This is a genomic window from Stenotrophomonas sp. 96582_Sma (assembly GCF_056480905.1).
Genome location: NZ_CM151122.1, coordinates 4,639,238 through 4,665,648, shown reverse-complemented (window position 1 = coordinate 4,665,648; position 26,411 = coordinate 4,639,238). Strand labels below are relative to the sequence as shown.

Genomic DNA, 26,411 nt, shown 5'->3' with positions numbered 1-26,411 from the left:
GAGCTCGTCTTAGAGATCGGCTACATCACGCAGCCGTACGCCGGAGAAGTTGGCCGCAGCCAATGCATCAAACATCGCGCGGTCGCAGATGGGCGGTGCGCCCATGCGATCCTGGCGGAAGATATGGGCATCACCCACAACGTCCTGTTTGAACACCAGGCTGGCTCCGCCGACAAGGCTGTAAAGCTTCTCGTCCTCGCCGGTCTGATAGTTGTGGTCGAGCTTGATTCTCACGCGAGAAGCGGCTTCATCCAGGGCATCGAGCCTGCGCAGCACATTGCCCAGGTAGTACCGAGGGCCGGGGCTGCCGTCGGCAAGGCTGAAGTCGCAGGCCACAAAGGCAAACGCTTCGGGGTCCATCCGTTCAAACAGCTGCTTCAACGGCTCAGAGACAATCCAGATGCCAGCGAGCTCTTCCAGATCGCGTGGCATTGCGCCCTTCTCAGGTACATGAACCAGGTGGGGACGCTCCGGATACTGGTCTGGCGTTCCGTCAGGACGCGAGACGACATTCATCCCCGGATCGATCAGCTTCTCTTCGTTGGCGATCTCTACACCGGGAACCTTACCGTTGCCCAGGAGGCCGGCGTCGATCAGGAAGAATTCGCCCTTGTGAGATGCGGCTTCGGTTGAAACTTCAGTGGCGGTCGATTCGGTCACGGGGGCGTCCATCTATGGATGCGGGGGCAGAACGGGAAAGCCGTTGGACCGATGCTAGCTGGGCTTCGGTGCAGCCACAAGTTGCGCCGAAACGCTGCCCGAGGTGCTCGATTCGCGTGAATCCCGGGAAAGTTCGGAACAATGCAGAAGAGGGCGCTGCGATTCATTCGTCACTCCGCACACAGACAGAAAACGCCGCGCCATACGCGCGCTCAGTCCTTGGGTCGCATCCGCTCGTGGATGAAGGCAGTCAGCGCGAGATCCGCCATCACCAGCCCCTCCATCACCCGGTCGCCTACGTACTGCTCGGGCTCACCGTTCTGGCGCGTACGCTCGGCCGCCAGCAGGATCTCCTGCACGATGCGCTGGCCGGTGAGGGCGCAGTCGGCATCGGACAACGCCATCTGCCGGCTGCGCAGGTGATGGCGCTCGGGCCAGGGCTGGCCGTCGGCCGCAGCGCCCGCGCCGATGGCGTGCAGGATGGCGATGAGGCTGTTCGGGTCCGGGGCCGGAGCGGCCGAGGGCGCTTCCTGGATGGGGCGCGGGGGCGGGGAGTGTGGCGTGGTCATGACGGGCTCCGTGCAAGCAGGCGGAAGCCGCCACCGATAAAGGTGGCGGGCAGAGCGTGGCTCGAAAACCGGATGTTGGGAACCGGCGGGTACAAGACCCCCACGCCCCGCCCGCCATAGCCGGCAGACGGATTGCCAGCCGGCACCACGCGCGGTGGTGCCGGCTGGCAAGCGCAAACTACTTCCCAACAAAACGGGCTTTCGAGTCCCGACCACCGATGCACGGTGGCGCAGTAACGATTACCTGCTGTTGTTCGGAATGCCAACGGGTAGGGGTCAATGCCGCCAAAACCCGAGACGCTTTTGGCATTGTCGCATAGCACCGGAAGCGGCGAGAGCCTTGGCGTGCTAGGCGGAACGGCACTTCTGGAACCGAGTCGTCAGAACCTTCCGTAAGAGACGCAGGGAACGGCAAATGCGACAACATCGGGCCGACGGCAACGTGTGATCGCCATTGCGAAGGAACCGGTGCGACGACCGCCGATGGGTGCCGCGTACTTCGCCTCCAAGCGTGAGTGACTTTCTGCCTATTGACCCCGTAGGACGTCACGCAGAATCTGACTACTGCTGTAGTCACCCGGAACTGTCCTGCGCGGAGCAGGAAGGATCTGCGGCGTTTGAACGGATTCCACCCACTGGCGCAGGCCAAAACAAGGATCACTGCACGTGTTACGCCGCAATCGACTTCTTCTGTCTGCGGGTCTGGTCCCGCTTCCGTGGTTCCTGTTCTGGACCAGCGTTGCCGCCCTGTTCGCGCCGGGCTACAACCCGCTTGCACAGCACGCCAGCGAGCTGCTGCAGGCGCCAACGATCGCAAGCGTTTGCGGCAGGGTTGCCGCCATCGGCTCCGGCGTGGGCTTCGTGGCGTTCTCCATCGGGGTATGGCGGGAGTCCAGCCGCCGGATTGCCGTAGGCGCGATCTGCTGGATGATCTTTGGCATCTCGATGCTGACCAACGGGCTCTGGCCCATGGGCCATCCGATGCACGGCTTCTACACCATCGGTATCGCAAACATCATTGCACCGGCGATGTCGCACATCGAATTGAGCGCATGGTCTGCAAACCGAAGGGCGTATGCCGTGACCGCAATGGTGAGCATCGCGGGAATCGTCTATCTCTGGTTGAACGTGGTGGGAGCGGACCCGGAGGGCTTCAGGGGGCTGACACAGCGGCTGTTCTCGTCGATCAACTCGCTGTGGCCATTCCTGGTGGCGCTGTACCTGCTGCGAAGGGATTCCAACGAGCTGAAGACGCACCTAGAGCACTGATGGGCACACATGCGGGTTGATGTGTTCAATTGGTGGACGGCCCACTACTTCTGACTGGATGAAGGACCTCACGCGATGAAACTTCCAGCCCGCTTCTGGGTGCATCTTTTCAGTCATCTGGGGTTCGTCGGGATCTTGGCCGGGCTGTTGGCCGGCTGGGTAGGGACGTTCTTCGATGCCCTTGCCGGTCATTCCGATGCCGCAACCGACGCCGCCCGGGTGAGCGGCGTTGGAACGCTGTTCGGGTTCTGCATGCTTGCCCTGTTGCTGCTGGGAGCGCTGACCGTCTCTGGCGAGCTGTTCGGGCTGATCAGGCCGTACGACCGCAAGGCGCCCTATCGGCATGAGGCGCAGGCGATGCATCGGAAGGTGTTGCTGATTGTCGTGGCGGTACTGTCCTGGGCGGGCCTGACTGCGGCGTTCGTCATTGGGTCGATGATGCGTTCCAGCTAGGCGCTGATGGTGGTGCTGTCATCTTCGGATTCCTCGGCAGAAGGAATCGGCGGGTTCGACACGGGAAGCCGGGCGGAATGGTGATTCATCCGGAATCGGTTGCCCTGACCAGGGACAGCCTGCGGGTTGAGGTGATACCGGTGCGGTCGCCGCGATGAGACGACTGGAGGATGAGATGCCGTGTGGCATGACTCGCGGATAAGGGCAACACGAGCGTGTTGATAGGAAGGCGCCGACGTGCCCCGTCGGCGTCTTCCTCCATCAATTGATGATCTCCCCACTCCCCGAAGCAACAAACGCCTTCAACTGCCGAACGAATTCCGGGTCATAGAGCTCCCACTCCACAATCTCCCCAACCACCCGCAACGGCTGCGCACTCCGATACGACCGCGTCGGGTTCCCGGGAAACTTCTTGTTGGTCACGTTCGGGTCGTCTTCAAACGACCCGGTCGGCTCCACCACATACACGCGCGGCCGCCCCTCGCCCCTGGCCATCTCCGCAGCCAACCCGGCGCCCTTGGCAATCGTGGTGAAGTAGATGTGGTTCATCACCACGCTGTCGCGATAGTTGGAGCGGAAGCCCGCGCTCAGCAACTCGCCCACCGCGAGGTCTGCGCGGGTGCCGTGGTAGAACGGCCCGGCGACCTGGTCGCAGGTGTCATGCGAAACGGGTGTCCATTCGGTGTCCTGCGCCATCGGCACTGCCCCTGCGTGTCCTGCCGGATCGACAGGCCGGCGAGTCTAGGGCGCCCGGCGGGCCTTGCTGCAAGGCCCCATCCGGGAAATAATCTGTAAACGGGAGGCGCGGTGCGCCTCCTTTTTTCATTCTGCGGCGCCGCGCCCTTCCAGCTCGCGCACGGCGGTTTCCAGCGCGTCCAGCTTCTGGCGGGTCTTCAGCAGCACGGCGCGCTGCACTTCGAACTCCTCTCGGGTGACCAGATCGAGCTTGGCCAGGCCGGCCTGCAGCGCGCTCTTGAAGGTGGCCTGCAGTTCCTCGCGCGATTCGCGCAGGCCCGGCGGCACCAGGTCGCTGAGGCGACGGGCGAGGTCATCGATGTGGTTCAGGTCGATCATGGGGTGCTCCGTGGGGGTGGGCCCGTGCATCCGGCGCGGGCAGGCCATTCGGGCACAAGGATACTGCCGGCACCCATCGCCCGGACAGGCGGCGGCGGCTTCGCACGGGCCGCGTTCAGGCGCTATCCTCCACGCCGGAAGACAGGAGATAGACGATGAAGATGGTCATGGCGGTGATCAAGCCGTTCAAGCTCGATGACGTGCGCGAAGCGCTGGCCGAGCGTGGGGTCACCGGGATCACGGTGACGGAAGTGAAGGGCTTTGGTCGCCAGAAGGGTCATACCGAGCTGTACCGCGGCGCGGAGTATGTGGTCGATTTCCTGCCGAAGGTGAAGCTGGAAGTGGCGGTGACCGATGACCAGGTTGAGGCCGTGGTTGAGGCCATCGTGAAGGCCGCCGGCACCGGCAAGATTGGTGACGGCAAGGTGTTCGTGTACGACCTGGGCAGCGTGGTGCGTATTCGTACCGGGGAACTGGACGCGGACGCGTTGTAAGCCGTTCGGCGCGATGTTGTGGAGCCGAGCCGATGCTCGGCTTGCTCTTTGTAGAGTCGAGCTTGCTCGACTGCTCTGCGCTTCAGTCGAGCAAGCTCGACTCTACAAAGAGCGGTAAAGCGGTCGAGCAAGCTCGACCCCTACCAAAGCAAAGCATTTACCGGCGCTTGGCCCACTTGTAGAACCGCTTCCAGCCCTGCCGCACGGCGGCGACCCAACCCGGGTCGGCCACCAGTGCAGCCTGCGCGGCACTCGGCGCCTGGCCGGTTACGCGCTGGCGGATCTTCAGCAGGTTCTTCATGTCGCTGCGGCGCATCTGCCGGCTCAGCGGGCCGCGGCGCAGCCAACGCGGGGCCCGCCAGGCCGAGGTGAAGTCCAGCAGCACCGGTACGCCGCTGCTGACCACCACGTTGGTGCCATGCAGGTCGTTGTGCGTGATGCCGGCGGCGTGCAGGCGGCTGAGCGCGTGCTGCAACTGCTCGAACACGTCGTTGCCGACGGCCTGTGCGGTGCTCAGGGTCTGGCCGGGAATGAACTCCATGCCCAGTGCCAAGCCACCCAGCGTGCCGAGCAGTGCGGGGGCATGCTTCCAGCCGCCGAGGCGCTGCAGCATGCGTGCTTCACGGCGCACCATCAGCCGTGCAATCAGCGAAACGGGGGTGCCGCGGTAGCGGGAGTAATCCTTGATGACCGCCTCGCGCCCGTCCAGGCAGGTGCGGTAGACGTCGGGGGCCAGGAAGCGTTCGCCGCGCTTGAGCAGCAGCGGGGTGGCGGCGTCATCGCCGCAGGAGGAGGGGGGCAGAGCGGGAAGATACATGTCGGGGTCTCGGACGACCCGGTGGGTGGCGCAAAGCGTCAAGCGAACCGGTGTTACAGGGAGTTACTAAGTTTTCGTTAATTTTAGTACTCGCCAGTTCGCTATTCCACGATTTGTCGGAGAAATGTCGGGGTCGTGGCTGGAACAGTTCGTCGCGCCCAATCGGACAATTATGTCTCACTTGGCCGATGATTCTTTCAAAATCAATAGGTTGCGTTTCGCTCTATTTCGTTCATCCGCGGCCCGCTGAACGTCACGCACGTCCAGCTTGACCCCGACGCACGGCCTGCCGACCATAAGCTGTTAATTCGCGACATCGGCGGCCGCCCCTTCCTGGCACGTCCCCGTCCCCTGCCGCGGTCCCCACCGGTGCTGGCCGTCCGGCCGTGCATCGCCCTGATTCCCGTTCCGGCTGCGGCTGGAGGAAAGTGTTTTGATCATCAAAATCGTCATTGCAGCGCTGTTCGTCGCCTGCGTGCTGTACATCCACTTCCGTGGCAAGGTCCGCGCGCGCTGGTCGCGCCAGCTGCTGGACCACTCCAGTTTCATGGCCCCGATCAACGTGGTCATGTACATGTTCTCGAAGGTGCCGACCACGCCGTTCCTGGACCCGGCCAAGGAGTTTCCGCAGCTGGAGCCGCTGCGCCAGAACTGGCAGATGATCCGCGACGAGGCGCTGGCGCTGCGCGATGCACAGAAGATCGCTGCGTCCAGCACGTTCAACGACGCCGGCTTCAACTCGTTCTTCCGCCGTGGCTGGAAGCGCTTCTACCTGAAGTGGTACGGCCCGTCGCACCCGTCGGCGAAGGCGATGTGCCCCAAGACCACGGCGTTGCTCGAGTCGCTGCCGGACGTGCGCGCGGCGATGTTCGCGCAGCTGCCGTCGGGCAGCGAACTGCGCCCGCACCGCGACCCCTTCGCCGGTTCGCTGCGCCTGCACCTGGGCCTGGCCACGCCCAACAACGACGGCTGCTACATCGAAGTGGACGGCATCAAGAAGAGCTGGCGCGACGGCGAGTGGATGATGTTCGACGAGACCTACATCCACCACGCGCACAACGAGACGCCGGATGACCGCGTGATCCTGTTCTGCGACATCGCCCGTCCGCTGCGCTTCGGCCTGCCGGGCCTGTTCAACCGCGCGGTGGCGGCCACGCTGCTGGCCGGTGGTGCCTCGCCGAACCTGCCGGGTGACCCGACTGGTGGCGTCAACAAGGCGTTCGGCAGCGTTTACAAGGTGCGCCTGAAGGCCAAGGCGCTGCGCGAGCGCAGCGTGGTGGCCTACCAGCTGATCAAGTGGGGCCTGGTGGTGGCGGTGATCGCCGGTATCTGGGCGCTCTGATCGTTACATGCGGTTGCCGGCCAGCGGCCGGCACTACCGGACCATGAAAAAACCCGCGCTGTTGCCAGCGCGGGTTTTCTTTTGGGTGGGTGCCGACCGTTGGTCGGCACGCCTTACTTCAGCGCCGCCTGCACGAAGGGCGGGGTCACCAGCACGCCGGTGTGCAGCGCGGCGGTGTAGTACAGGGTGTTGAAGGTCTTGGCGGCTGAGTCGGCCTGGCGGAAGTCGAAGCTGCTGTCGCCCTTGCGCGCCATGGTCACGCTCCACCAGCCGGTGGGGTAGCACGGCTGCGGGAACGGCAGGGTCTTGAACGAGCCGAAGCCGGCCTTGCCCATCTCGGTGCGCATTTCGTTGATCAGGTCCAGCTGCATCAGCGGCGACTCGGACTGCTGCACCAGGATGCCGTCGTCCTTCAGGGCCTTGAAGCAGCTCTCGTAGAAGGCCTTGTTGAACAGGCCTTCGCCCGGGCCGACCGGGTCGGTCGAATCGACGATCACCACGTCCACGCTGCCGGCCGGGCAGTTGGCCATGTAGGCCACGCCGTCGTCGAACAGCAGCTCGGCGCGGGCGTCGTCGTTGGAATCGCACAGTTCCGGGAAGTGCTTGCGCGCCATCACGGTGACCTGCTCGTCGATATCGCACTGGGTCACGCTCTCCACGCCGGTGTGCTTGAGCACTTCGCGCAGGGTGCCGCAGTCGCCGCCACCGATGATCACCACGCGCTTGGGCGCGGCGTGGGTGAACAGCACCGGGTGGCTGATCATCTCGTGGTAGAAGAAGTTGTCCTTGCTGGTCAGCATGATGGCCCCGTCGATGGTCATCAGGTTGCCCCAGTCGGTGGTCTGGAAGATCTCGATCTTCTGGAACGGCGACTGCACCTCGTCCAGCTTGCCGGTGATGCGGTAGCCGATGGCCGAGCCGGTGCGCTCGAAGTGCTCGATGTACCAGTTGTTGCTGTCAGTCATTTGAAAACAGTCCTGTTCGGAGAGGTGAAGCCGGGCTGGCGGGCAGGGCCGCGTGGCACAGATGCCACATCCGGACGGATCGGCCCGTTCAGGTTGGAACCTGTCACGGGCGCGGGCGCGCATGATAACGAACCTGTGGGCATATAGGCGTTATCATGCCCCCCCCTTTTATTGCCAACAAGGCCGACTGAAATGACCGATTGGTCCCTCGACCAAGCCCGCAAGACCTACTCGATCCCGCATTGGGCGGACGGTTACTTCGACGTGGATCAGGCCGGGCACATGGTGGTGAGACCGACCGGGGCGGACGGCCCGGTGGTGTCGCTGCCCAAGGTGGTCGATGCGGCCCGTGCGGCCGGCGCCAAGCTGCCGCTGCTGGTCCGCTTCCCGGACATCCTCGGCCAGCGCCTGGGCAAGCTGCAGGCGGCCTTCGGCCAGGCCCAGCAGGACTGGGAATACAGCGGCGGCTACACCGCCGTGTACCCGATCAAGGTCAACCAGACCCGCGGCGTGGCCGGCACCCTGGCCAGCCACCACGGCGAAGGCTTCGGCCTGGAAGCGGGCAGCAAGCCCGAGCTGATGGCCGTGCTGGCGCTGTCGCGCCCGGGTGGCCTGATCGTCTGCAACGGTTACAAGGACCGCGAGTACATCCGCCTGGCCCTGATCGGCCGCAAGCTGGGCCTGCAGACCTTCATCGTCATCGAAAAGCCTTCCGAACTGAAGCTGGTGCTGGAAGAGTCCAAGGCGCTGGACGTGAAGCCGGGCCTGGGCGTGCGCATGCGCCTGGCCTCGCTGGGCGCCGGCAAGTGGCAGAACAGCGGTGGCGACAAGGCCAAGTTCGGCCTGTCGCCGCGCCAGCTGCTGGACCTGTGGAAGTCGCTGCGTGACACCGAGTACGCCGACTGCCTGAACCTGCTGCACTTCCACATGGGCTCGCAGATCTCCAACGTGCGCGACATCGCCAACGGCATGCGCGAAGCCACCCGCTACTTCGTGGAGCTGTCGCGCCTGGGCGCGAAGATCACTCACGTCGATGTGGGCGGTGGCCTGGGCGTGGACTATGAAGGCACCCGTTCGCGCAGCTTCTGCTCGATCAACTACGGCCTGCATTCCTATGCCAGCAACATCGTGCAGCCGCTGGCCAATGCCTGCGAAGAGTTCGGCCTGACTCCGCCGCGCATCGTCACCGAGTGCGGCCGCGCGATGACCGCGCACCACGCGGTGCTGATCGCCAATGTCTCGGAAGTGGAAGAGGCGCAGGAAGGCCGCGTGCCGGACCAGCACGACGACGAGCCGGCCGCGATCCGCCACCTGCGCGAGATCCACGACGAGCTGGACGTGCGCCCGGCGGTGGAACTGTTCCAGGAAGCACAGCACTTCCACGCCGAAGGCCTGGCCAGCTATGCGCTGGGCCAGATCGACCTGCCGCAGCGTGCGCGCATCGACGATCTGTTCTACGCCATCGCCCATGGCGTGCGTGCGCGCCTGAGCTACGACGAGAAGAGCCATCGCCCGGTGCTGGATGAACTGAACGAGCGCCTGGTCGACAAGTACTTCGTCAACTTCAGCGTGTTCGAATCGATCCCGGACGTGTGGGCGATCGACCAGGTGTTCCCGATCGTGCCGATCGAGCGCCTGGACGAAACCCCGGACCGTCGCGGCATCATCGCCGACATGACCTGCGACTCGGACGGCATGGTGGAAACCTATGTCGAGAACGAGAGCCTGGACAGCTCGCTGCCGCTGCACAAGATGAAGCCGGGCGAGAGCTACCGCATCGGCTTCTTCATGGTCGGCGCCTACCAGGAAATCCTGGGCGACATCCACAACCTGTTCGGCGATACCGACGCGGTGGAAGTGCTGGCCGATGCCGATGGCTACGCCATCACCCAGCAGCGCCGTGGTGATACTACCGACGTGATGCTGGATTACGTGGGTTACCGCCTGGACGAGCTGCGTGCGACCTATGCGCAGCGCGTGGCCGAGGCGCAGCTGTCGCCGGAACGTGCGCAGGAGCTGTCGGAGGCGCTGGAAGCCGGCCTGACCGGTTACACCTACCTGTCCGACGAACCGCTGGTCTGAGGTCAACGGGAACGCCGGGCATGGCCCGGCGCTACCGGCCCCGATGAGCGCGCGCGCGATCTTCCACCTGTTCCTGCATGCCGCCGTGCCAGCCCTGCTGGCATGGCTGTTCTGGCGCAAGCGCTTCGCCTCGGCGTGGCTGCTGATGCTGCTGGGCTGGATCATCGATCTGGACCACCTGCTGGCCGATCCGATCTATGCACCGAACCGCTGCAGCATCGGTTTCCATCCTTTGCACACCGCACCCGCGATTGCCGTGTATGCAGGCCTGTGCGTGCCGAAGAGAACGCGGTTGTTCGGTATCGGTTTGATCATCCACATCGTGCTGGACGCGATTGATTGCTGGTGGATGCATCACCGTTGATGCTGGGTGGATGCCGACCTTGGTCGGCGCCTGCCCGGTGCACGGCGATCGGTCGGATTGGCGCTTGGTAGAGCCGGCCGCTGGCCGGCTTCCGCAGGGCGTTCCCGGTGATCACGTGGTTGCCGGCCAGCGGCCGGCACTACCCGCCGTCAGGTTGGCCGCCTCACGCCACCGGCAACCACAACGTGGCCCGCAATCCCGGCTGCGCATTCTCCAGTGCCAACCGCCCGCCATAACTGGCAGCGATATCACCCACAATCGCCAGGCCCAGCCCACTGCTGCCCTCGCGCTCATCCAGGCGCACGCCACGCTGGGTGACCTGTTCCAGCGCGTCTGCGGCCAGCCCGGGGCCGTCGTCGCGTACCTCAATGCGCAACTGCCCTTCGATGGTGTCTGCAGTGACGTCCACCTGTTGCTTCGCCCACTTGCCGGCGTTGTCCAGCAGATTGCCCAGCATCTCCTCCAGGTCCGCACTGGCACCGGCGAACTGCAGTGCCGGATCGATACCAGCCGCCGTGAACGTGATGCCACGTTCGCCATGCACGCGTGCCATCAGCCGGCACATCGCCTGTGCGACTGCCGCCACGTCGGTGCGCTGGCGATGGTCGGCGGCCAACCCTGCGGCCAGGTAACGGTCGACGCTGGCCTGCATACGCGCACTCTGCTCGCGTACGGTGGCGCGCCAGTCCGCGCCGTCGCCGTCGGCCTCAGTGGCCAGCACGCTCAGCGGGGTTTTCAGCGCATGCGCCAGATCCTGTGCACTGGTGCGCGCGCGCGCGACCATGCGTTGCTGATGCTCCAGCAGCGCGTTGAGCTCCTCGCCCAGCGGTGCGACCTCCGCACCCAGCCCCTGTGTATCGATGCGCTGCGCGTCGCCGCGCCGCACCCGTTCCAGCTGTGCACCGAGGCGATGCAATGGACGCAATCCGAAGTGCACCTGGCTGGCCAGCACCGCCAGCCACGCCGCGACCAACACACCCAGCGCGATGGCAGTACGCTGGCGGAACGCGGCAACGTCTGCATCCAGCGCGCTGCGATCGGTGGCAACCACGGCCACGAACGGTTCGTTGGCGCGTGGCAGGCGCACCTGCTGCACGCGTGCGCGCAGGGATTGCTGCAGCGGCCCACTCAGATTGCGCGTGGCCGGCCCGCTGGCTGTGACGGGCAGGGTTTCATCCCACAGCGAGCGCGACTGCAGCAGCACACGGCCATCGGCACCGGCGATCTGCCAGTAAGCACCTGAGAACACGCGCTGGAAGCGTGCGTCATTCGGTTCCTGGCGCAGGCGCAGCTGTCCGTCCGCATCCACTTCGGCCTGCGCCAGCAGGGTCAGCATGTCCTGCTGCAGTTCATGGTCGAAGCGATCGCGCGCGCTGCGCTTGAACAGCTCGCCCAGCAGTGCACTGGCCAGCAGCGAGACCAGCAGCAGGCCGACACCGCCAGCCAGCAGCAGGCGCCGTCGCAGCGAGGGTTGCCGGTTCATGGCGCGGCCAGCCGCCAGCCCTGGCCGCGCACGGTCTGGATCAGGTCGATGCCGAGCTTGCGGCGCACCCGCCCGAGCAGCACGTCCAGTGCGTTGGAGTCCGGGTCATGGCCGCAGTCGAACACCTGTTCGCCCAGGCGGTCGCGGCCGATCACCTGGCCGCTGTGGTGGATGAAGTAACTGAGCAGGCGGAACTCCTGCGGGCTCAGCGACAGCGCCTGCCCATCCAGTTCAAAGCGGCCGGCGTTGACGTCCAGCTGCAGCGGGCCGCAGTGCAGGCGCGGGCTGGCGTGGCCGTGGCTGCGACGGATCAGTGCGCGCAGGCGCAGCACCAGTTCGTCGGCCTGGAATGGCTTGGTGAGATAGTCATCGGCACCGGCATCGAACCCAGCCAGCTTGTCGTGCCAGCGCCCGCGTGCGGTCAGCACCAGCACCGGAAAGCTGCGGCCGTTGCCGCGCCAGCGCTCGATCACGCTCAGTCCGTCCAGCCCGGGCAGGCCCAGGTCGACGATGGCGGCCTGCAGATCTTCGATCTGGCCGATCTCCTCGGCCTGGCGGCCGTCGGCGACCACGTGCACCACGTAGCCGGCCTGCTCCAGCAGGGGCACCAGGCGCTGTGCCAGCGCGGCATCGTCTTCGGCCAACAGGATGCGCATCAGTCGTCGAGCTCCGTCTTCAGCAGCTTTCCGCTGCGCGCATCATAGTCCAGCTCCACTACCACGCCGTCGCCGCGCAGGATCTCCACTTCGTAGACGCCATCGTCCAGCTCCACTTCCAGCAGCTGGCCCGGAAAGCGCTTGAGCGCATCGCGCACCACGCTTTCCAGCGGCACGTAGCGGCCCTGCTGCACGGCGCGGCGCGCGACCTGCTGCGCCGGGTCCTGTGCCGGTGCGGCGGCGGTCGGGGCGCTGGCCAGGGCCAGCAGCAGGGGCAGGGTGGAGAGCATCGGGGCGCAGGGAGGGCTGTAGGAACAGGCGCGAGTGTGGAGGGGGTGACTAACAGCTGGCTAACAGTGCCGGCTAAGGAGCTGTTAACCACGACGGGGGCATTGTGGCGCTGCCGGGATGGTCCGGCCACGAACACGAACAGGAGAACCCCCATGTTGAAGTCGCTCACCCTCGCCACTGTTGCTCTGCTGGCCATCGCACCGGCCGCACAGGCTGCACCGCTGGGCATGGCCCAGGTCGAACAGACCCTGCGCAAGGCCGGCTACACCCAGATCCACGAGATCGAACGCGATGATGGTCTGTGGGAGGCTGACGTGAGCCGCGCCGATGGCCGCTTCAGCGAGGTCTACGTTGACCCCAAGACCGGCGAGATCTTCGACGAGCACAGCGGCCGCGCGCTGTTGACCACCGAGCAGGTGCTGGCACGGGCACAGGCGCATGGCCTGCGCGAGATCCATTCGCTGGAACGCGATGGTGCGACCTGGTCGCTGGAAGCCCGCAATGCCCGCAACCAGAAAGTGGAGGTGCGCCTGAGCGGCTATGACGGCCGCATCCTGCACAGCGAGCGCGATGGCTGGCTGGATTGATTCGCGTGCCGGTAGGTGCCGGCCGCTGGCCGGCACACGGGGAGAAAGCGTGTCGACCAAGGTCGACACCTACCGGACACGTGCAGCGGTAGCGGCCGACCTTGGTCGGCCCAGGCCCGACGCGGCGCTTACCAGCCAAACGGCGGCGGGTAATCCCAGTAGCCCGGGCCGCGGCCGTAGTAGCCGCCGTACGGGCCGTAGAAGCCCGGGCCCTTGCCTTCGCTCACGTGGATGTTGACGTTGACCCCGTGGGTCTTGCCCTCATCGGTGGTGTAGTTCTTGCTCAGGTTCAGCGTGGCGGCGTTGTAGTGGCTGTTGCCACCGTTCTTGGAATAGCCGATGCCGGTGGTGAAGCTGCCGGACACTTTGACCTTGTCGTCGGTGACGTCGGCTATCTTCGCGTCGTCGTGCACGCGCGGGCCGCTCTTGTCACCGTAGTACGTGCCCGGCGGGTCCTGCTGCAGGGCCGGGTCGTTGAGGTAGCGCATCGGCGCCTGCGGCAGCGTCAGGTCCAGGCCGGCGGCCTGCGGCGCGGTGGCGCCAGCGGCGGACTGGGCCAGCACGGTTCCCGGCAGGGCCAGGCACAGCAGCAGGGTCAGGGGGCGGATCATGACGGCGCTCCAGCGGACAGGTGGCCACGCAACACGCGGCGGTACAGGCCGACGCTAGCAGGGGTTGCTTGAATGATGCCTGTCGGCGCCGGATTGGGGTAGAGCCAGGCCATGCCTGGCTGCAGGTCACAGCCGCCCGAACCCGAACAGCCCTTCCAGCGCATGCCTGCGCCGCTCGATCCGGGCCCGCAGCAGCTGGGCGCCGATCATCGAATAAGTGATGCCGTTGCCGCCGTAGGCCATGGCGAAATGCACCCGTGGCCCCCACTGATCGTGCGGGCCGAAGAAAGGCAGGCCGTCGGCGGTTTCGGCGAAGGTGCCGGCCCAGGAGAAGGCGGGCACCGGATCCAGCCGCGGGAACCAGTGCTGGAGCTGTTTCATCAGCTTGTCGGCCTTGCGCTCTACGCGCCTATCGCGGCGGGCGGGGATGTCGATGGCGTCGTCCAGCCCGCCCACCAGCAGGCGGCGGTCGCCGGTGGCGCGCAGGTAGAGGTACGGGCGTGCGCTCTCCCACACCATCGTGTTGCGCAGCCGGCCCAGCACGTCCGCATCGATCGGGTCGGTGATGAAGGCATAGCTGCTGCGGTTGCGTGCGACGCGCTGATGCAGCCAGCGTTGGTTGGCATAGCCCATTGCCAGCACCACGTGGCGGGCGTGGATCGTGGCGCCGCCCTCGGTGAGGGCGGTTACCCCGCGCGCGCTGGGCGTGAGCGTGTGCAGTACCGTACGGTCATGCACATTGCCGCCGCGCCGGCGCACGCGCTGCAGCAGCGCATAGGTCAGGCGATAGGGATCGACCCGCGCCGCCTGGCGCGTGAGCAGGGCACCGCCGGCGTCCACGTCGAAGCGCTCCCGCAGTGCCTCCGGGCCCAGCCAGCGGGCATCCAGGCCGATTCCGCGCCGTGCCTCACCTTCGGCCATCAGGCGCGGCACGTCGCGATGGCGGCTGGCCAGGTACAGGCTGTCCATGCGCTGGAAATCAACGTCCTTCACCCCGCGCGCCACCTCGGCCAGTGCCGGGATTGCCTCCGCACAGGCCCGGTACGCCAGTGCAGCGGCGTCCTGGCCATAGCGTTCGGTCAGCTCCAGCAGATGCGTATCGATCTCGTACTGCAGCAGCGCAGTGCTGGCAGCGGTGCTGCCCCAGCCGATGTCGCGCTGTTCGATCACTGCAACCTCGTGGCCGTGATGGGACAGCTCGTCTGCGATCAGCGCACCGGTGATGCCGCCGCCGACCACCAGCACGTCACAGCGCAGGTCCTGCTGCAGCGCAGGAAAGGCGTGGATCAGGCCGTTGCGTACCGCCCACCACGGGTAGCCACTCTTCAGGTCCATGCGTGGCGTCACTCAGGCCGTGGGCTGGCCGGTATGCGGGGTCTGGATCAGTTCGGACAGATCGAAGCCCTGCAGGCGGGCGGCCGCCAGATAATGGTCCTGCACGGTAGCGTCCAGCTGCGGTTCGCGGGCCAGCAGCCACAGGTACTTGCGGTCCGGGCTGCCGACCAGTGCCACGCTGTAGTCCGGCGCGACCTGGATCACCCAGTAGTCGCCCTTGGCGAACGGCAGCCAGCGCAGGCCCTTGGGCAGGAAGCTCACCTCCAGGCGCGCGCTGTCGTTGTCGACGGCGCAGGCCTCGCCGGTGGCTTCCTCGACCTCGCCGTCCATACGGCAGCGGTTGGTGACGCCGACGTTGCCGTTGTCGAGCAGGGTGTAGTGCGCCGACACGTCGGTGCAGCCTTCCGGTTCATGGCGCATCGGCAGGCGTGCGATCTCGTACCAGGTGCCCAGGTAGCGGGGCAGCTTGAGGTCGGCAACGGTCTTCAGCGGCGGGTACTCGGTCATCGGCGGTCGTGGCAGGGGTGGGCCTCCACGATGCCGATGGCCTTGCCATGGGCGGGTGAAGCCGGGGCGATGGCCGTGTCCAGAACGTTCCGTCGCCCCGGCGGAGCGCCCGTTGTCACCGGCGTGGCGGTATCCTGCTGCCAGCGCCGTGTTTTCCTGATCCAACCGAGGTGGAGGTGCCGATGTACCAGGTGATCCTGTTGAAGAGTGAATCCGCGTTCGCACGCGAACAGTGGCCGCAGGTCGATGACCTGGTCGACTACGAAGGCGTGGCCTACAGCCTGCGTGCCGGCCCGCGCCAACCGCTGCCGACCGACCACGACTGGCACCCGGTGGCGGTGTATGCGCCCGATGAAATCACCGAGGAAGAGTTCCAGGACTGGTACGCGCTGCAGCAGCCCACGGTGGAAGAGCTGCGCCTGAAGTACTGATGCTCGACGCTGCCGGGGCCACCCATCCGCCCTTGACCGGCTCTGCCGTATAGTCGCGCGCAGGCGCGGTGGTCCGCGCGAACCGGTGTGGCTGGCTTGTCTTCTTTCCTGCGATCGATCCGTGCACGGGGCCCTTGGCTGGCCCTGCCGCTGTGCACTGCCCTCCTGCTGTCCGCGCCGGTGCTGGCACAGGATGATGCGCCCACGCCGAAGCAGCAGCTGGCAGATATCGATGCGAAGCTGAAGGAGGTCGACCGCAAGCGTGGTGATGCGGCTGCCATCGAGACGCTGGCGATGCTGTCCGAGAATGCCTCGCAGGTACGGCGTGACGCCGAGGCGCTGGAAAAGGAGCTGCAGCCACAGCTCGTCCGCCTCGACGAACAACTGGCGCAGCTGGGCACGCCTGCCGAGGGCACCACCGAGCCGCCCGAACTGGCGGCGCAACGGCGCAGCATCAACAAACAACGCGACGGACTGGCCGCGTCGGTAGCGCAGGCCAAGACCAGTGCCGTGCGCGCCCAGCAGCTGGCGACCGACATCGACCAGCAGCGCGCCGCGCAACGTACCGAAGAACTGGGGCAGAAGGTTGCCTCGCCGTTGTCGCCCGCGCTGTGGAGCAAAGTTGCCGAGCGCCTGCCGATCGATATCGCACGCGTCGCGCCGTTGGCCGAGCAGGGGCGCGATACGTTCGTCGCTGGCGTCCGGGCCAATGGCTGGGGCACGCCGCTGCTGGGCCTGCTGGCTGCACTGGTGATGATGTTCCCGCTGCGGTTGTGGCTGCGCCGGCTGGGTCGCCGCTTTGCCGCGTCCGAGCGTGCGCCCGATGGCCGCCTGCGGCGCTCCGGCCTGGCCATGTGGCTGCTGCTGGTGGGCACGCTGCTGCCCGGCTATGCCGTGGTGGTGCTGATGGCGGCGCTGGATGCCATCAATGCGATTGCGCCGCGCCTGCAGGTGGTGGCCGACGGGCTGGAGACCGCAACGTTCCGCGCTGCGTTCATTGCGGCACTCAGCGCCTGCATGCTGGTTCCCAAGCGGCCGTCGTGGCGGTTGCTGAATCTGGATGACACCGCCGCGCTCAAGCTGCGCAAGTACGCGTGGGGCGCGGCGGCGCTTGCCTGGCTGAGCACGGTGCTGGTGGCCCTCGATCAGGCCACGCGTACCAGCGATGTCACCACGGTGGCGCTGGATGGCCTGATTGCGCTGACTTACCTGGGCCTGATCATGGCCATGCTGGTGACCCTGGCGCGCCTGCATCGCCGGCAGACCGCCGAGGCCGAGGCCAAGCTGGAGGCGCAGGCCGATGGCGTGGGCGCTGCCACTCCGGTGCGCCGCAGCAGCTGGCTGGTGCTGGCGCGCGTGGCGGGCAATGTCGCGGTGGTGGCCGCCATCGTCGCGACGTTGATGGGCTACCTGAACTTCGCCAAATTCGTGAACCAGCAGCTGATCGGCGGCAGCATCGTGGTGCTGGCGGCGACGCTGCTGTTCAAGTTCGTCGATGACTTGAGCACGTGGATGCTCAACGCCGACAGCAAGGTGGGTCAGACCATCCTGCTCAGTACCGGCCTGAGCGTGTCGCGGCTGGAGCAGGCCGGCGTGCTGCTGTCGGCGGTTCTGCGTACCGTGGTCGTGCTGATCACATTGCTGGCGCTGGTGGCACCGTTTGGCAACATCGGCGCGGTGGTGGAACGCTTCTCTTCGCTGCTCACCACGGGCATTCCGTTGGGTGGAACCACCCTGAAGCCGATGCAGATTGTGCTGGCGGTTGTGGTGCTGCTGGCCGGCCTGGCGATCACCCAGCTGGTGCAGCGCTGGCTGACCGATACCTACCTGCCCAAGACCGAACTGGACCTGGGGGCGCGCAACTCGGTCAGTACCGTCGCCCGCTACGTCGGCATCATCCTCGCCGTGATCTGGGCGTTGACGGCGATGGGGCTGGAGCTGACCAAGCTGGCGCTGCTCGTCAGTGCGTTGTCAGTGGGTATTGGTTTCGGCCTGCAGGTGATCACACAGAACTTCGTCTCCGGTCTGATTCTGCTGGCCGAGCGCCCGGTGAAGATCGGCGACTGGGTGAAGCTGGGCGACCAGGAGGGCGACATCCGCCGCATCAGCCTGCGTTCGACCGAGATCCAGGTAGGCGACAAGTCGACGTTGATCGTGCCCAACTCCGAGTTGGTCACCAAGACCGTGCGCAACATGACGATGGGCAACAACCAGGGGCGCATCCAGATCCAGTTCGCGGTGCCGCCCAGCACCGATGTCGGCAGCCTGCGTCAGGCGCTGCTGGATGCGTATACCGCGCACACCAACGTGCTGAAGCAGCCGGCCCCGACGGTCTACATCGACAGCATTGCCGGTGGCCAGATCACCATCAACAGCTTCGCGTACGTGGCCAGCCCGCGGCAGGTGTATGCGACCCGCAGCGATCTGTACTTCAGCCTGCTGCAGATCCTGGCGGAGCGGAACATCCCGCTGTCGACCCCGACCGACATCCACATCACCCGCGATCCACAGGAGTAGAGGGTCTGCAGGGCTGCGCCCTGCACCCGCTGAATCAACGTCAACCGCAAGAGCAACAGCAACAGCATGCATTCCGTGGTTTGGCGGGGCGGTGTCGGAGTGCGGGGACGCCGTAAATCCGTCCATGGAGGCTTGGCAGCCGCATCCATGCGGCTGACACCCCGCACTCCGACACCGCCCCACCTCTGACAGATTCCTGCGGCTGTCGGTAGGTGTCGACCTTGGTCGACACTTCTGTCAGATATCGAAATCAATCTGGGGTCAGATCCGTTTTCCTCCGGAAAACGGATCTGACCCCATCGGCATGTCCAACAGACCGCAGCAAACTGTCGAAGGCGGGGTGGGTCCGGTTGCGGGGGCGTGAGCCGCATGGATGCGGCGACCGAGCTTACATGGACGTACTTGCAGCGTCCCCCGCAACCGGACCCACCCCGCCAAACCACGGAATGCACGCTGTTGCTGTTGCTTCTGAGGTTGCCGGCCAGCGGCCAGCACTACCACGGGTGCAGGGCGCAGCCCTGCAAAGAAACCCCTATCCTCGTGGTCGGCTGCGCGAGGGCACCAGTGCGAACGTATCCACTGCCAGCTTCTCGGCATGGTTCAACCACGCGCGGATCTCCAGATCATCCACTTCGTGGTCCAGCCCGAACGACACGTTGATCTTGCCGTTGGCATCGGGCTGCACCCACTGCTGCGCCAGTACCACCTTGCGCTGCGAGGACACCGCCTCGATCCAGAAGCCGCGATCCGGGCGCGTGCTCGCCACCAGCTGCAGCATGTACTGGCCGGCACGGGTACGACGACCCTTCTGGGTGATCATGTGCGCCTGGCGCACGCTCGGGCGCGGGCCCTGGAACGCATCCAGCGGTGCATCCACCGCGATGCCGCCACGCAGGTCGTTGTCGCGGTACAGCTTGATGCCGTTGTCGCGGTTGACCAGCAGGGCGCACCAGTCACCGTCGGCCGAGCCGTCCTCGAACGCGGTGCAGCGGTCGACGTAGGCCAGGGTGTTGTCCGGGTTGGCATCGTCGAACTGGCGTGAGGTGTTTTCCAGGTACACGGACTTCAGACTCCAGTCCTTGTCGTACTCCAGCAACACCGGTGGCTGTACGTGCTGCAGGCCGACCACCACCTGGTCATCGCCATCGATCTTCAGCTCGCGGGTCGGTTCGCCCAGCCACAGTGAACGCGCGAAGGCCAGATACTGCGGATAGTCACGGCCACCATCGCGCTGGGTGGCCACGCTGGCGCTGGGCGCGCGCTGGCTGTCGATCAGCGAACGGCCGAAGCCCATCGTCTTCAGGTTCGGGTCCAGTAGGCTGAGCAGGGTCGCACCCGAATCCAGGGTGGTGCCGGCATCGGCGCTGAGCTGCTGCGGGGCAATGCCATCACCCAGGAACAGCAGCAGGTTCTCACGCTTCTGCCGGGTCAGGATGTGGGTCAGATCGTTGGGCATCGCCAGGTGGTCGGAGGCGATCACGATCAGCGTGTCCTTGCCGTACGGGCTGGCCTGGATGCGTTGCACCAGCTGCGAGATCAGCCGGTCGCTGCACTTGAGCGCGTTGAGCATGTTGATGTTGCCGTACTGGCTCTGGTAGCGCTCGCCCTTGCACGACACCGGCAGATGACCGGCCGGGTGGTGGGTGTCCATGGTCAGCGTGGTCAGCATGAACGGCGAACCGGCGCGCGAGAGCTGCTCGAAGCGCTGGTAGGCGGTATCCAGCAGCACGTCATCGTGCACGCCCCAGGCCGAGTAGTGGATGCGGCCGATCTTCTTCTGCTGCTTGAACCACGCCAGGTCATGCACTTCATCGAAACCATGGCTGGCCAGGAACTGGCCCTTGCCGGCGAACTGGCCGTTGGCACCGCCCAGATAGTGGTTGGTATAGCCCTGCTGCTTCAGGTAATCGCCCAGGCACACGGCCTTGGGCAGGAAGCTGCCCATGCGGTCCATGCTGTTCTCATCACCCTGCGAGGTGGTCAGCGGCACGCCGCACATCGACGACACCAGGCCGGCGATGGTCCAGCCGCTGCCCTCGGCCGAAGCCAGGCCGCGTACGTCCAGCGACTCGGACGCCAGGCGGTTGAGGTTGGGCATCAGGCCGGGAAACACGGCCTCGTCCAGGTAGGTGCGTTCCAGGCTTTCGCCGTAGATCCAGACGATGTTGCGCGGGCGCTGCAGCGGCTGCGTCGGCACTTGGTACTCGGGGGCGATGCGGGCGAAGTCGACCGGGCGCAGCTGCTGGTACAGGCGCTGGCCGTCGCGGGCCAGAGGGCTGATCATGATCGTGGCCACCCATACGGCCGCGAAACTGGCGAACAATGCGCCACCATGGCCGGGCCGGCGCCAGCGCTTCACCCGCGTAGCGAACAGCGGTAGCAGCGAGACCAGGGCCAGCACGATGAAACCGGCGATATAGCCCTTGAAGTCGGAGACACCGGCGCCTTCCATGTCGGCGCCCAGGTGGTACAGGGTGGCGGCATTGAGCCCATCACCGGACAGCTTGTCGATCAGCCACCACGCGCTGAGCATGAGCAGCAGCAGCGAGAATGCACCAGCCTTCCACCACACCCACTTGTCGGACGCGAGGAACAACCAGCACAGCAGCAACAACGACAGCAGCAGTATCCAGAGCATAGGCAGCTTCGGCAGTGACGGGGTGGTGGTGATGGACGTCGTACCGACGCGTGTCCATCCGACCGACGCTGCCACAAGCACATGCACATGACAGGCCGATGACCCGATAGTGCATGCACGAACCTGACTGAAATGTTTGTTGAAATAACACGCGCGCAATCGCGCTCAGAAGGTAAAACGAGCGTGAAGGGCTTCGTTGGATTACATTAAAAACCGCATGAATACGGCGGTTTTCGCTGATGCGCTAGCGATGACCACGTTCTTCGCGTGCCCGCGCACGACGGTCGAACAGCAATGCACTGGTCACGATGCCAAGGCCGAGCACCACGCCGATGAACAGCAGAATCAGCGCAATGAGCGGGTAGCCGAACAGGTGCCAGCCGGTGTCGATCTTCATCATCATCGCGGCGGCCATGATCAATGCGGCGCTGATGATGCCGGCCGCCACGCGGTTGGCGATCTTCTGCAGGTTTTCCATCAACCGCGATTCTTCCAGGCCGGTCACCTTCATCTGCAGGCGGTTCTCGGCCAGCAGCGCCATGATGTCCGACAGCTTGCGCGGCCCATCGCGCAGCAGCTGCTGCAGCTCCATCGCCTCGCTGGCGAGGTTGGCGGCAGACAGCGATTTCTTCAGGCGCGCACGCATTACGTGCTGCAGCTGGCGCTCGACGATGCGGCGGGTATCCAGGTCCGGTGCCAGCAGCCGGCACACGGTTTCCAGATTGAGCAGCGCCTTGCCCAGCAGGCTCAGTTCCGGCGGCGTGCGCAGGCCGCAGGCGGTGGCGATGCGCACCATGTCCAGCACCACGCGGCCTTCGGAGAAGCTGCCGCTGGCGGCGTAGCGCGCGATCAGCTGGCCCGTCTCGCGCAGATAGCGTTCTTCGTCGAACGCCTCCAGCCGCGTGCTGATGCTGATCAGGTCGTCGGCCACTTCTTCGCCACGACCATCGACCGCGGCGAACAGGATCTTCAGCAGGCGCTCGCGCAGACGCGGCGGCATGTGCGCGACCATGCCCAGGTCGAAGATCGCCAGCCGTCCATCTGGCATCACCCGCAGGTTGCCCGGGTGCGGGTCGGCATGGATCTCGCCATGCACGAAGATCTGGTCCAGGTAGCCGCGGATCAGCGCCGCCGCCAGCGGGTCCATCGACTGCTCGGTGCGGCGCACATCGGGAATCGCATCTACGCGCACGCCGGTGGCCAGTTCCATGGTCAGCACACGCTGGCTGCTGTAATCCCACAGCGGCTGCGGAATCCACAGGCGGCGGAACGGCTTCAGGTGCCGGCCGAAACGGGCCAGGTTCTCGGCCTCGGCGTGGTAGTCCAGCTCCTGCATCAGGGTCTTGGCGAACTCGTTGAGCCAGTCGCGCAGGCGCACGCGACGGCCCACCTGGGTCAGGTGGTCGGCGGCCAGCGCGAAGCTGCGCAGTGCCTCCAGGTCCGAGCGCAGCTGCGCGGCGACCTCGGGTTTCTGCACCTTCACCGCCACCTGGCGGCCATCGTGCAGCACCGCGCGATGCACCTGCGCGATCGAGGCACAGCCCAGTGGCTCGGGATCGAACGCGGCAAACAGCTTGTTCACCGGCGCGCCCAGCTCCTGCTCGACGATGGCATGGATGCGCTCGACCGGGATCTCGGCCACCTTTTCCTGCATGCGCTCCAGCGCGGTGGCGAACTCGACCGGCACCATGTCCGGGCGGGTGGACAGCATCTGGCCTAGTTTGACGAAGGTCGGTCCCAGCGCTTCCAGGTCGCTGACGAACTGTTCCGGGTTGCCATCGGCGGGGACGTCGGCCTGGTTGCTGGCGGCGTCCAGGTTCATGCCCGAGAACACGCCCGAATGGCGGTAGCGCATCAGCAGGCGCAGGATCTGGCTGCGCCGGTTCATGCCTTTGACCAGCGGGGGATTGCCATTGGCGGTGGGCGGATTGCTCAAGCGACACTCCCATGCGACGGATACAGGTAGTGCCGGCCGCTGGCCGGCAATGTCCGGATTACGCAGTGTCGCCGGGGGGCGGTAGGCACGCGGTGAATCCGACCGCTTCCGCAGCTGCCCCGGTATCGGTCAGAATCCGCTCATTCCCTTTCTTGGACGCCCCATGGCCGGTGCCAGCCTGTTCGCCCTGCTCGACGATATCGCCACCCTGCTCGACGATGTCTCGGTCCTGACCAAGGTCGCGGCAAAGAAGACCGCCGGCGTGCTGGGCGACGACCTGGCGCTGAACGCGCAGCAGGTGACCGGGGTCAACGCCAACCGCGAACTGCCGGTGGTGTGGGCGGTGGCCAAGGGCTCGCTGGTGAACAAGGTGATCCTGGTACCGGCGGCGCTGGCGATCAGTGCGCTGGAGGCCTGGCTGCACAGCCGTGGCTGGAACGTGCCGCTGATCGTGCCATTGATGATGATCGGTGGTGCCTTCTTGTGCTTCGAGGGCGTGGAGAAGCTGGCGCACCGCTTCCTGCATTCGGCTGACGACGATGCCGAGCATCAGGCCGAGCGGCGCAAGGCGCTGGCCGATACCCAGGTGGACATGGTCGCGTGGGAGAAGGACAAGGTGAAGGGCGCGATCCGCACCGACTTCATCCTCTCGGCCGAGATCATCGTGTTGACCCTGGGCGTGGTCGCCACCGCGCCGTTCACCAACCAGGTGGTCACCCTGGCCGTGGTCGCACTGGCGATGACGGTCTTCGTCTACGGGCTGGTCGCGGGCATCGTGAAGCTTGATGACGTCGGCCTGTACCTGTCGCGCAAGGGCGGTGCCATTGCTGCCTTCGGTCGTGGCCTGGTGGCCTCGGCGCCGTGGCTGATGAAGTTCCTGTCGGTGGCCGGGACCATCGCGATGTTCCTGGTCGGCGGCGGCATCCTGGTGCACAACGTGCCGGCGCTGCACCACGCGGTGCAGGCGCTGGGTGGCGAAGGGCAGTGGGGCTGGCTGATCAGTGCTGCGGCCAACATGGTGGTGGGCATCATCGCCGGTGCCATCGTGCTGGCGGCGGTGACCGGGTTCCAGAAGCTGCGCGGTAAGTAAGCGGCGGCCCATTGCCCGGTGGAGGCCGACCTTGGTCGGCGCTTTGTTTACGCGCGTGCCAACCAAGGTTGGCACCTACCGAGGCGCTGTCCTTTGCGTTGGTAGAGGCCGACCTTGGTCGGCGCTTTGTTCCGGCGTGAGCCAACCAAGGTTGGCACCTACCGAAGCGCTGTCCTTGGCGTTGGTAGAGGCCGACCTTGGTCGGCGCTTTGTTCCGGCGTGAGCCAACCAAGGTTGCCACCTACCGAAGCGCTGTCCTTTGCGTTGGTAGAGGCCGACCTTGGTCGGCGCTTCGTTCCGGCGTGAGCCAACCAAGGTTGGCACCTACCGAAGCGCTGTCCTTTGCGTTGGTAGAGGCCGACCTTGGTCGGCGCTTCGTTCCGGCGTGAGCCAACCAAGGTTGGCACCTACCAAAGCGCTGTCCTTGGCGTTGGTAGAGGCCGACCTTGGTCGGCGCTTTGCCCCGGCGTGTGCCAACCAAGGTTGCCACCTACCAAAGCGCTGTCCTTTGCGTTGGTAGAGGCCGACCTTGGTCGGCGCTTTGTTCCGGCGTGAGCCAACCAAGGTTGGCACCTACCGAAGCGGTTCGCGGTGGGCCGGGCGATCAACCCGCCTGCACCCGGTTCTTGCCCTGCCGCTTGGCCGCATACAGCGCGTCATCCGCGCGCCGCAGCAGCGCTTCGGTGTCATCGCCGGGCTGCCATTGCGCCAACCCGGCACTGAAATGCACCGGCACGCGCTGGTCCTGCACGGTCAACACGCGGTGCGCCAGCGAGCGCTGCAGGCGTTGCACGGTGGCCATGCTGTCGGCACCCTGGGTTTCAGGCAGTACCAGCACGAACTCGTCGCCACCCAGCCGCGCGATGCCGTCGGTTGCCCGCAGCAGCAGCTTGCACACGGTCACCAAGTGCTGCAGCAGTGCATCGCCACCGGCATGGCCATGTGCATCGTTGGTCTGGTGGAAATCGTCCAGGTCGATCATCGCCACGCCCAGCGGTGAGTTGTTGCGCGCGGCGCGGGCCAGCTCACGCTGCAGCAGTTCGTCCAGGCCGCGGCGGTTCAGTGCCTGGGTCAGGGGATCGATGCGGGCCAGATCGCCGGCCGCGCGCAGTTCCTGCTCAAGCTCGGCGATGCGCTGCTCGGCACGTTCCACTTCCTGGCGCGCGCTGGCCAGATGATCGCGCGCCTGCGCGGCCTGCTGCTGCACCTTGCCGGTATCGCGCATCACTTCCTGCAGCAGCTGGTTGAGGTCGGCGATGCTGCGTGCCTCGCGCAGCTGCAGTGCATAGCTGCCGATGCGGTCGTGGTACTCACCGGTGCTGGTGGCCATGCCATCCATGCGTTCGATGAACTCACCCATCAGCCCGCGCATCGCCGCCTTCGAATCGTCGATGCCCTGGCGCAGCAGGCCCTGCTTGTAGATCACTTCGCGCAGCTCGGCGCGGGTGCGCTCCACCGCTTCGGCTTCCAGCGGTCCGTCCAGCAGGTGGCGCACTGCCGCGATCTGGCCCTGCAGCCAGCTGCGGTCATCCAGCAGCTCGCTCACGTTCTCCAGCAGCAGCGCGAACAGCTCAAGCAGCAGCGCCTGCTGCTCCTGCCAGCTCTCGGCACGCACGCCGACCTGGTGGCCGAGCTCGCGCACGCCCTGTTCGATCGGTTCCAGCGCCGTGCCCGGTTGCCACTGGCGCAGCTGCATGGCCAGCGTCTGCGCCTGCTCGCGCAGGTCCGGATCGTGCTGCAGCAGGGCCACCACCGCGCCGCCCAACAGTAGGCGCAGCTGCTCGGACAGGCGCAGGCTTTCCGGCTGCCCATCCGGCGAATGCTGTTCGATGGTGCGGATGTACTTGTCGATCAGCTGCCGCATCGCGCGCCCATAGCGCGGCCAATCGGCGCTGGCCTGCGCCGACTGCAGGCGGTCGCCCATGTCGCCCAGTTCGCCGGGCAGGGTGGCCATGCCATTGGCGAACGCGGCCAGCAGCGGCTCCGGTGCGTCGGCCCCGGCGAACAGCTGCTGCAGGGCCACCCCACCGCCACCCTGCAGCACCACGCGGTCGCCCAGCCCATCGTCCACCACCGCGCGCACGCGTGCCGGCGGCCCAAGGGCGGTACCGGGGGCAGGGCGGTGGTCGGGCTGGTCCGTCATGGAGCAAATCCTGGGGCTGGCAGGGACTGGTTCCAGCATATCGGCGCGGCCGCCGACGGCTTGAACGGCTAGGATGGGCGACAGGATGCCGCAGTGG

24 protein-coding genes and 1 pseudogene are annotated in these 26,411 nt (G+C 66.0%); 10 read left to right on the top strand and 15 right to left on the bottom strand.

The window, feature by feature from the left end; translation table 11 throughout:
- Positions 1–9: 9 nt before the first annotated feature.
- Positions 10–672, bottom strand: coding sequence for an imm11 family protein (locus ACZK2R_RS21895; protein ID WP_012512360.1), 663 nt, complete (start codon positions 670–672; stop codon positions 10–12).
- Positions 673–872: 200 nt separating this feature from the next.
- On the bottom strand, positions 873–1,229 hold the full coding sequence (locus tag ACZK2R_RS21890) for a hypothetical protein (protein WP_121504212.1): 357 nt from the start codon (positions 1,227–1,229) through the stop codon (positions 873–875).
- Between the two features lie 666 nt (positions 1,230–1,895).
- Here ACZK2R_RS21890 and ACZK2R_RS21885 point away from each other — a divergent pair.
- A complete protein-coding gene (locus tag ACZK2R_RS21885; protein WP_180837711.1) occupies positions 1,896–2,498 on the top strand; it encodes a DUF998 domain-containing protein in 603 nt (200 codons plus the stop codon).
- Between the two features lie 75 nt (positions 2,499–2,573).
- On the top strand, positions 2,574–2,951 hold the full coding sequence (locus ACZK2R_RS21880; protein ID WP_180837712.1) for a hypothetical protein: 378 nt from the start codon (positions 2,574–2,576) through the stop codon (positions 2,949–2,951).
- A gap of 261 nt (positions 2,952–3,212) precedes the next feature.
- On the opposite strand, the gene arr is transcribed toward ACZK2R_RS21880, so the two are convergent.
- Both arr and ubiK read right to left on the bottom strand, forming a co-directional pair.
- The gene (gene arr / locus ACZK2R_RS21875; RefSeq protein WP_180837713.1) at positions 3,213–3,647 is read right to left on the bottom strand and encodes an NAD(+)--rifampin ADP-ribosyltransferase; all 435 of its coding nucleotides are present in this window, start codon (positions 3,645–3,647) and stop codon (positions 3,213–3,215) included.
- Between the two features lie 126 nt (positions 3,648–3,773).
- Positions 3,774–4,025: a ubiquinone biosynthesis accessory factor UbiK gene (gene ubiK, locus ACZK2R_RS21870; RefSeq protein ID WP_049421110.1), complete on the bottom strand. Its 252-nt coding sequence runs from the start codon at positions 4,023–4,025 to the stop codon at positions 3,774–3,776.
- Between the two features lie 155 nt (positions 4,026–4,180).
- On the opposite strand from ubiK, the gene ACZK2R_RS21865 reads away from it, so the two are divergent.
- On the top strand, positions 4,181–4,519 hold the full coding sequence (locus ACZK2R_RS21865) for a P-II family nitrogen regulator (RefSeq protein ID WP_005411374.1): 339 nt from the start codon (positions 4,181–4,183) through the stop codon (positions 4,517–4,519).
- Positions 4,520–4,676: 157 nt separating this feature from the next.
- Here ACZK2R_RS21865 and ACZK2R_RS21860 read toward each other — a convergent pair whose 3' ends face one another.
- A complete protein-coding gene (locus tag ACZK2R_RS21860; protein WP_125894262.1) occupies positions 4,677–5,336 on the bottom strand; it encodes an RIO1 family regulatory kinase/ATPase domain-containing protein in 660 nt (219 codons plus the stop codon).
- Between the two features lie 436 nt (positions 5,337–5,772).
- Between ACZK2R_RS21860 and ACZK2R_RS21855 the strand changes: the two genes are divergently transcribed.
- A complete protein-coding gene (locus tag ACZK2R_RS21855; protein ID WP_024957655.1) occupies positions 5,773–6,678 on the top strand; it encodes an aspartyl/asparaginyl beta-hydroxylase domain-containing protein in 906 nt (301 codons plus the stop codon).
- A 113-nt stretch (positions 6,679–6,791) separates the two neighbouring features.
- On the opposite strand, the gene speE is transcribed toward ACZK2R_RS21855, so the two are convergent.
- Positions 6,792–7,643, bottom strand: a complete 852-nt coding sequence (speE, locus tag ACZK2R_RS21850; RefSeq protein WP_032127130.1) for a polyamine aminopropyltransferase — start codon at positions 7,641–7,643, stop codon at positions 6,792–6,794.
- Between the two features lie 192 nt (positions 7,644–7,835).
- On the opposite strand from speE, the gene speA reads away from it, so the two are divergent.
- Together speA and ACZK2R_RS21840 are read left to right on the top strand one after the other, a co-directional pair.
- Positions 7,836–9,725, top strand: a complete 1,890-nt coding sequence (gene speA / locus ACZK2R_RS21845) for an arginine decarboxylase (RefSeq protein ID WP_012512349.1) — start codon at positions 7,836–7,838, stop codon at positions 9,723–9,725.
- A gap of 43 nt (positions 9,726–9,768) precedes the next feature.
- Positions 9,769–10,089, top strand: coding sequence for a DUF6122 family protein (locus tag ACZK2R_RS21840; protein WP_019661547.1), 321 nt, complete (start codon positions 9,769–9,771; stop codon positions 10,087–10,089).
- A gap of 163 nt (positions 10,090–10,252) precedes the next feature.
- Here the strand turns inward: ACZK2R_RS21840 and ACZK2R_RS21835 are convergent, their stop codons facing one another.
- Genes ACZK2R_RS21835 through ACZK2R_RS21825 form a run of 3 tightly spaced genes read right to left on the bottom strand, consistent with a single transcriptional unit; the run spans position 10,253 to position 12,518 of the window.
- Positions 10,253–11,572 (bottom strand): sensor histidine kinase, encoded by a 1,320-nt coding sequence (locus ACZK2R_RS21835; RefSeq protein WP_125894260.1) that lies wholly within the window; start codon positions 11,570–11,572, stop codon positions 10,253–10,255.
- On the bottom strand, positions 11,569–12,228 hold the full coding sequence (locus ACZK2R_RS21830; protein WP_125894258.1) for a response regulator transcription factor: 660 nt from the start codon (positions 12,226–12,228) through the stop codon (positions 11,569–11,571). The genes ACZK2R_RS21835 and ACZK2R_RS21830 overlap by 4 nt, the downstream gene beginning before the upstream one ends.
- Positions 12,228–12,518, bottom strand: coding sequence for a PepSY domain-containing protein (locus ACZK2R_RS21825; protein ID WP_005411366.1), 291 nt, complete (start codon positions 12,516–12,518; stop codon positions 12,228–12,230). Before ACZK2R_RS21825 ends, ACZK2R_RS21830 begins: the two co-directional genes overlap by 1 nt.
- 153 nt (positions 12,519–12,671) lie before the next feature.
- Here ACZK2R_RS21825 and ACZK2R_RS21820 point away from each other — a divergent pair, with 153 nt between their 5' ends.
- Complete coding sequence (locus ACZK2R_RS21820) at positions 12,672–13,106, top strand: PepSY domain-containing protein (RefSeq protein ID WP_125894255.1); 435 nt, start codon at positions 12,672–12,674, stop codon at positions 13,104–13,106.
- Between the two features lie 128 nt (positions 13,107–13,234).
- On the opposite strand, the gene ACZK2R_RS21815 is transcribed toward ACZK2R_RS21820, so the two are convergent.
- The 3 genes from ACZK2R_RS21815 to ACZK2R_RS21805 form a co-directional block, all read right to left on the bottom strand.
- Positions 13,235–13,717 (bottom strand): hypothetical protein, encoded by a 483-nt coding sequence (locus ACZK2R_RS21815; RefSeq protein WP_049400799.1) that lies wholly within the window; start codon positions 13,715–13,717, stop codon positions 13,235–13,237.
- Between the two features lie 126 nt (positions 13,718–13,843).
- Positions 13,844–15,052, bottom strand: coding sequence for an NAD(P)/FAD-dependent oxidoreductase (locus ACZK2R_RS21810; RefSeq protein WP_180837714.1), 1,209 nt, complete (start codon positions 15,050–15,052; stop codon positions 13,844–13,846).
- A gap of 12 nt (positions 15,053–15,064) precedes the next feature.
- The gene (locus tag ACZK2R_RS21805; protein ID WP_125894251.1) at positions 15,065–15,559 is read right to left on the bottom strand and encodes a lipocalin family protein; all 495 of its coding nucleotides are present in this window, start codon (positions 15,557–15,559) and stop codon (positions 15,065–15,067) included.
- A 182-nt stretch (positions 15,560–15,741) separates the two neighbouring features.
- Between ACZK2R_RS21805 and ACZK2R_RS21800 the strand changes: the two genes are divergently transcribed.
- Together ACZK2R_RS21800 and ACZK2R_RS21795 are read left to right on the top strand one after the other, a co-directional pair.
- A complete protein-coding gene (locus ACZK2R_RS21800) occupies positions 15,742–15,990 on the top strand; it encodes a hypothetical protein (RefSeq protein ID WP_006399378.1) in 249 nt (82 codons plus the stop codon).
- A 96-nt stretch (positions 15,991–16,086) separates the two neighbouring features.
- The gene (locus ACZK2R_RS21795; protein ID WP_180837715.1) at positions 16,087–18,507 is read left to right on the top strand and encodes a DUF3772 domain-containing protein; all 2,421 of its coding nucleotides are present in this window, start codon (positions 16,087–16,089) and stop codon (positions 18,505–18,507) included.
- A gap of 532 nt (positions 18,508–19,039) precedes the next feature.
- Here the strand turns inward: ACZK2R_RS21795 and ACZK2R_RS21790 are convergent.
- Both ACZK2R_RS21790 and ACZK2R_RS21785 read right to left on the bottom strand, forming a co-directional pair.
- Entirely contained in the window at positions 19,040–21,145 is a 2,106-nt protein-coding gene (locus ACZK2R_RS21790) for a phosphoglycerol transferase I (protein ID WP_180838784.1), read from the bottom strand.
- 244 nt (positions 21,146–21,389) lie between these two features.
- Positions 21,390–23,036, bottom strand: a pseudogene (locus tag ACZK2R_RS21785) (ABC1 kinase family protein); the annotation flags it as partial.
- 208 nt (positions 23,037–23,244) lie between these two features.
- On the opposite strand from ACZK2R_RS21785, the gene ACZK2R_RS21780 reads away from it, so the two are divergent.
- Entirely contained in the window at positions 23,245–24,171 is a 927-nt protein-coding gene (locus tag ACZK2R_RS21780) for a DUF808 domain-containing protein (protein ID WP_180838785.1), read from the top strand.
- A gap of 604 nt (positions 24,172–24,775) precedes the next feature.
- Here ACZK2R_RS21780 and ACZK2R_RS21775 read toward each other — a convergent pair.
- The gene (locus ACZK2R_RS21775) at positions 24,776–26,314 is read right to left on the bottom strand and encodes a GGDEF domain-containing protein (RefSeq protein ID WP_006360671.1); all 1,539 of its coding nucleotides are present in this window, start codon (positions 26,312–26,314) and stop codon (positions 24,776–24,778) included.
- Positions 26,315–26,411: the final 97 nt, after the last annotated feature.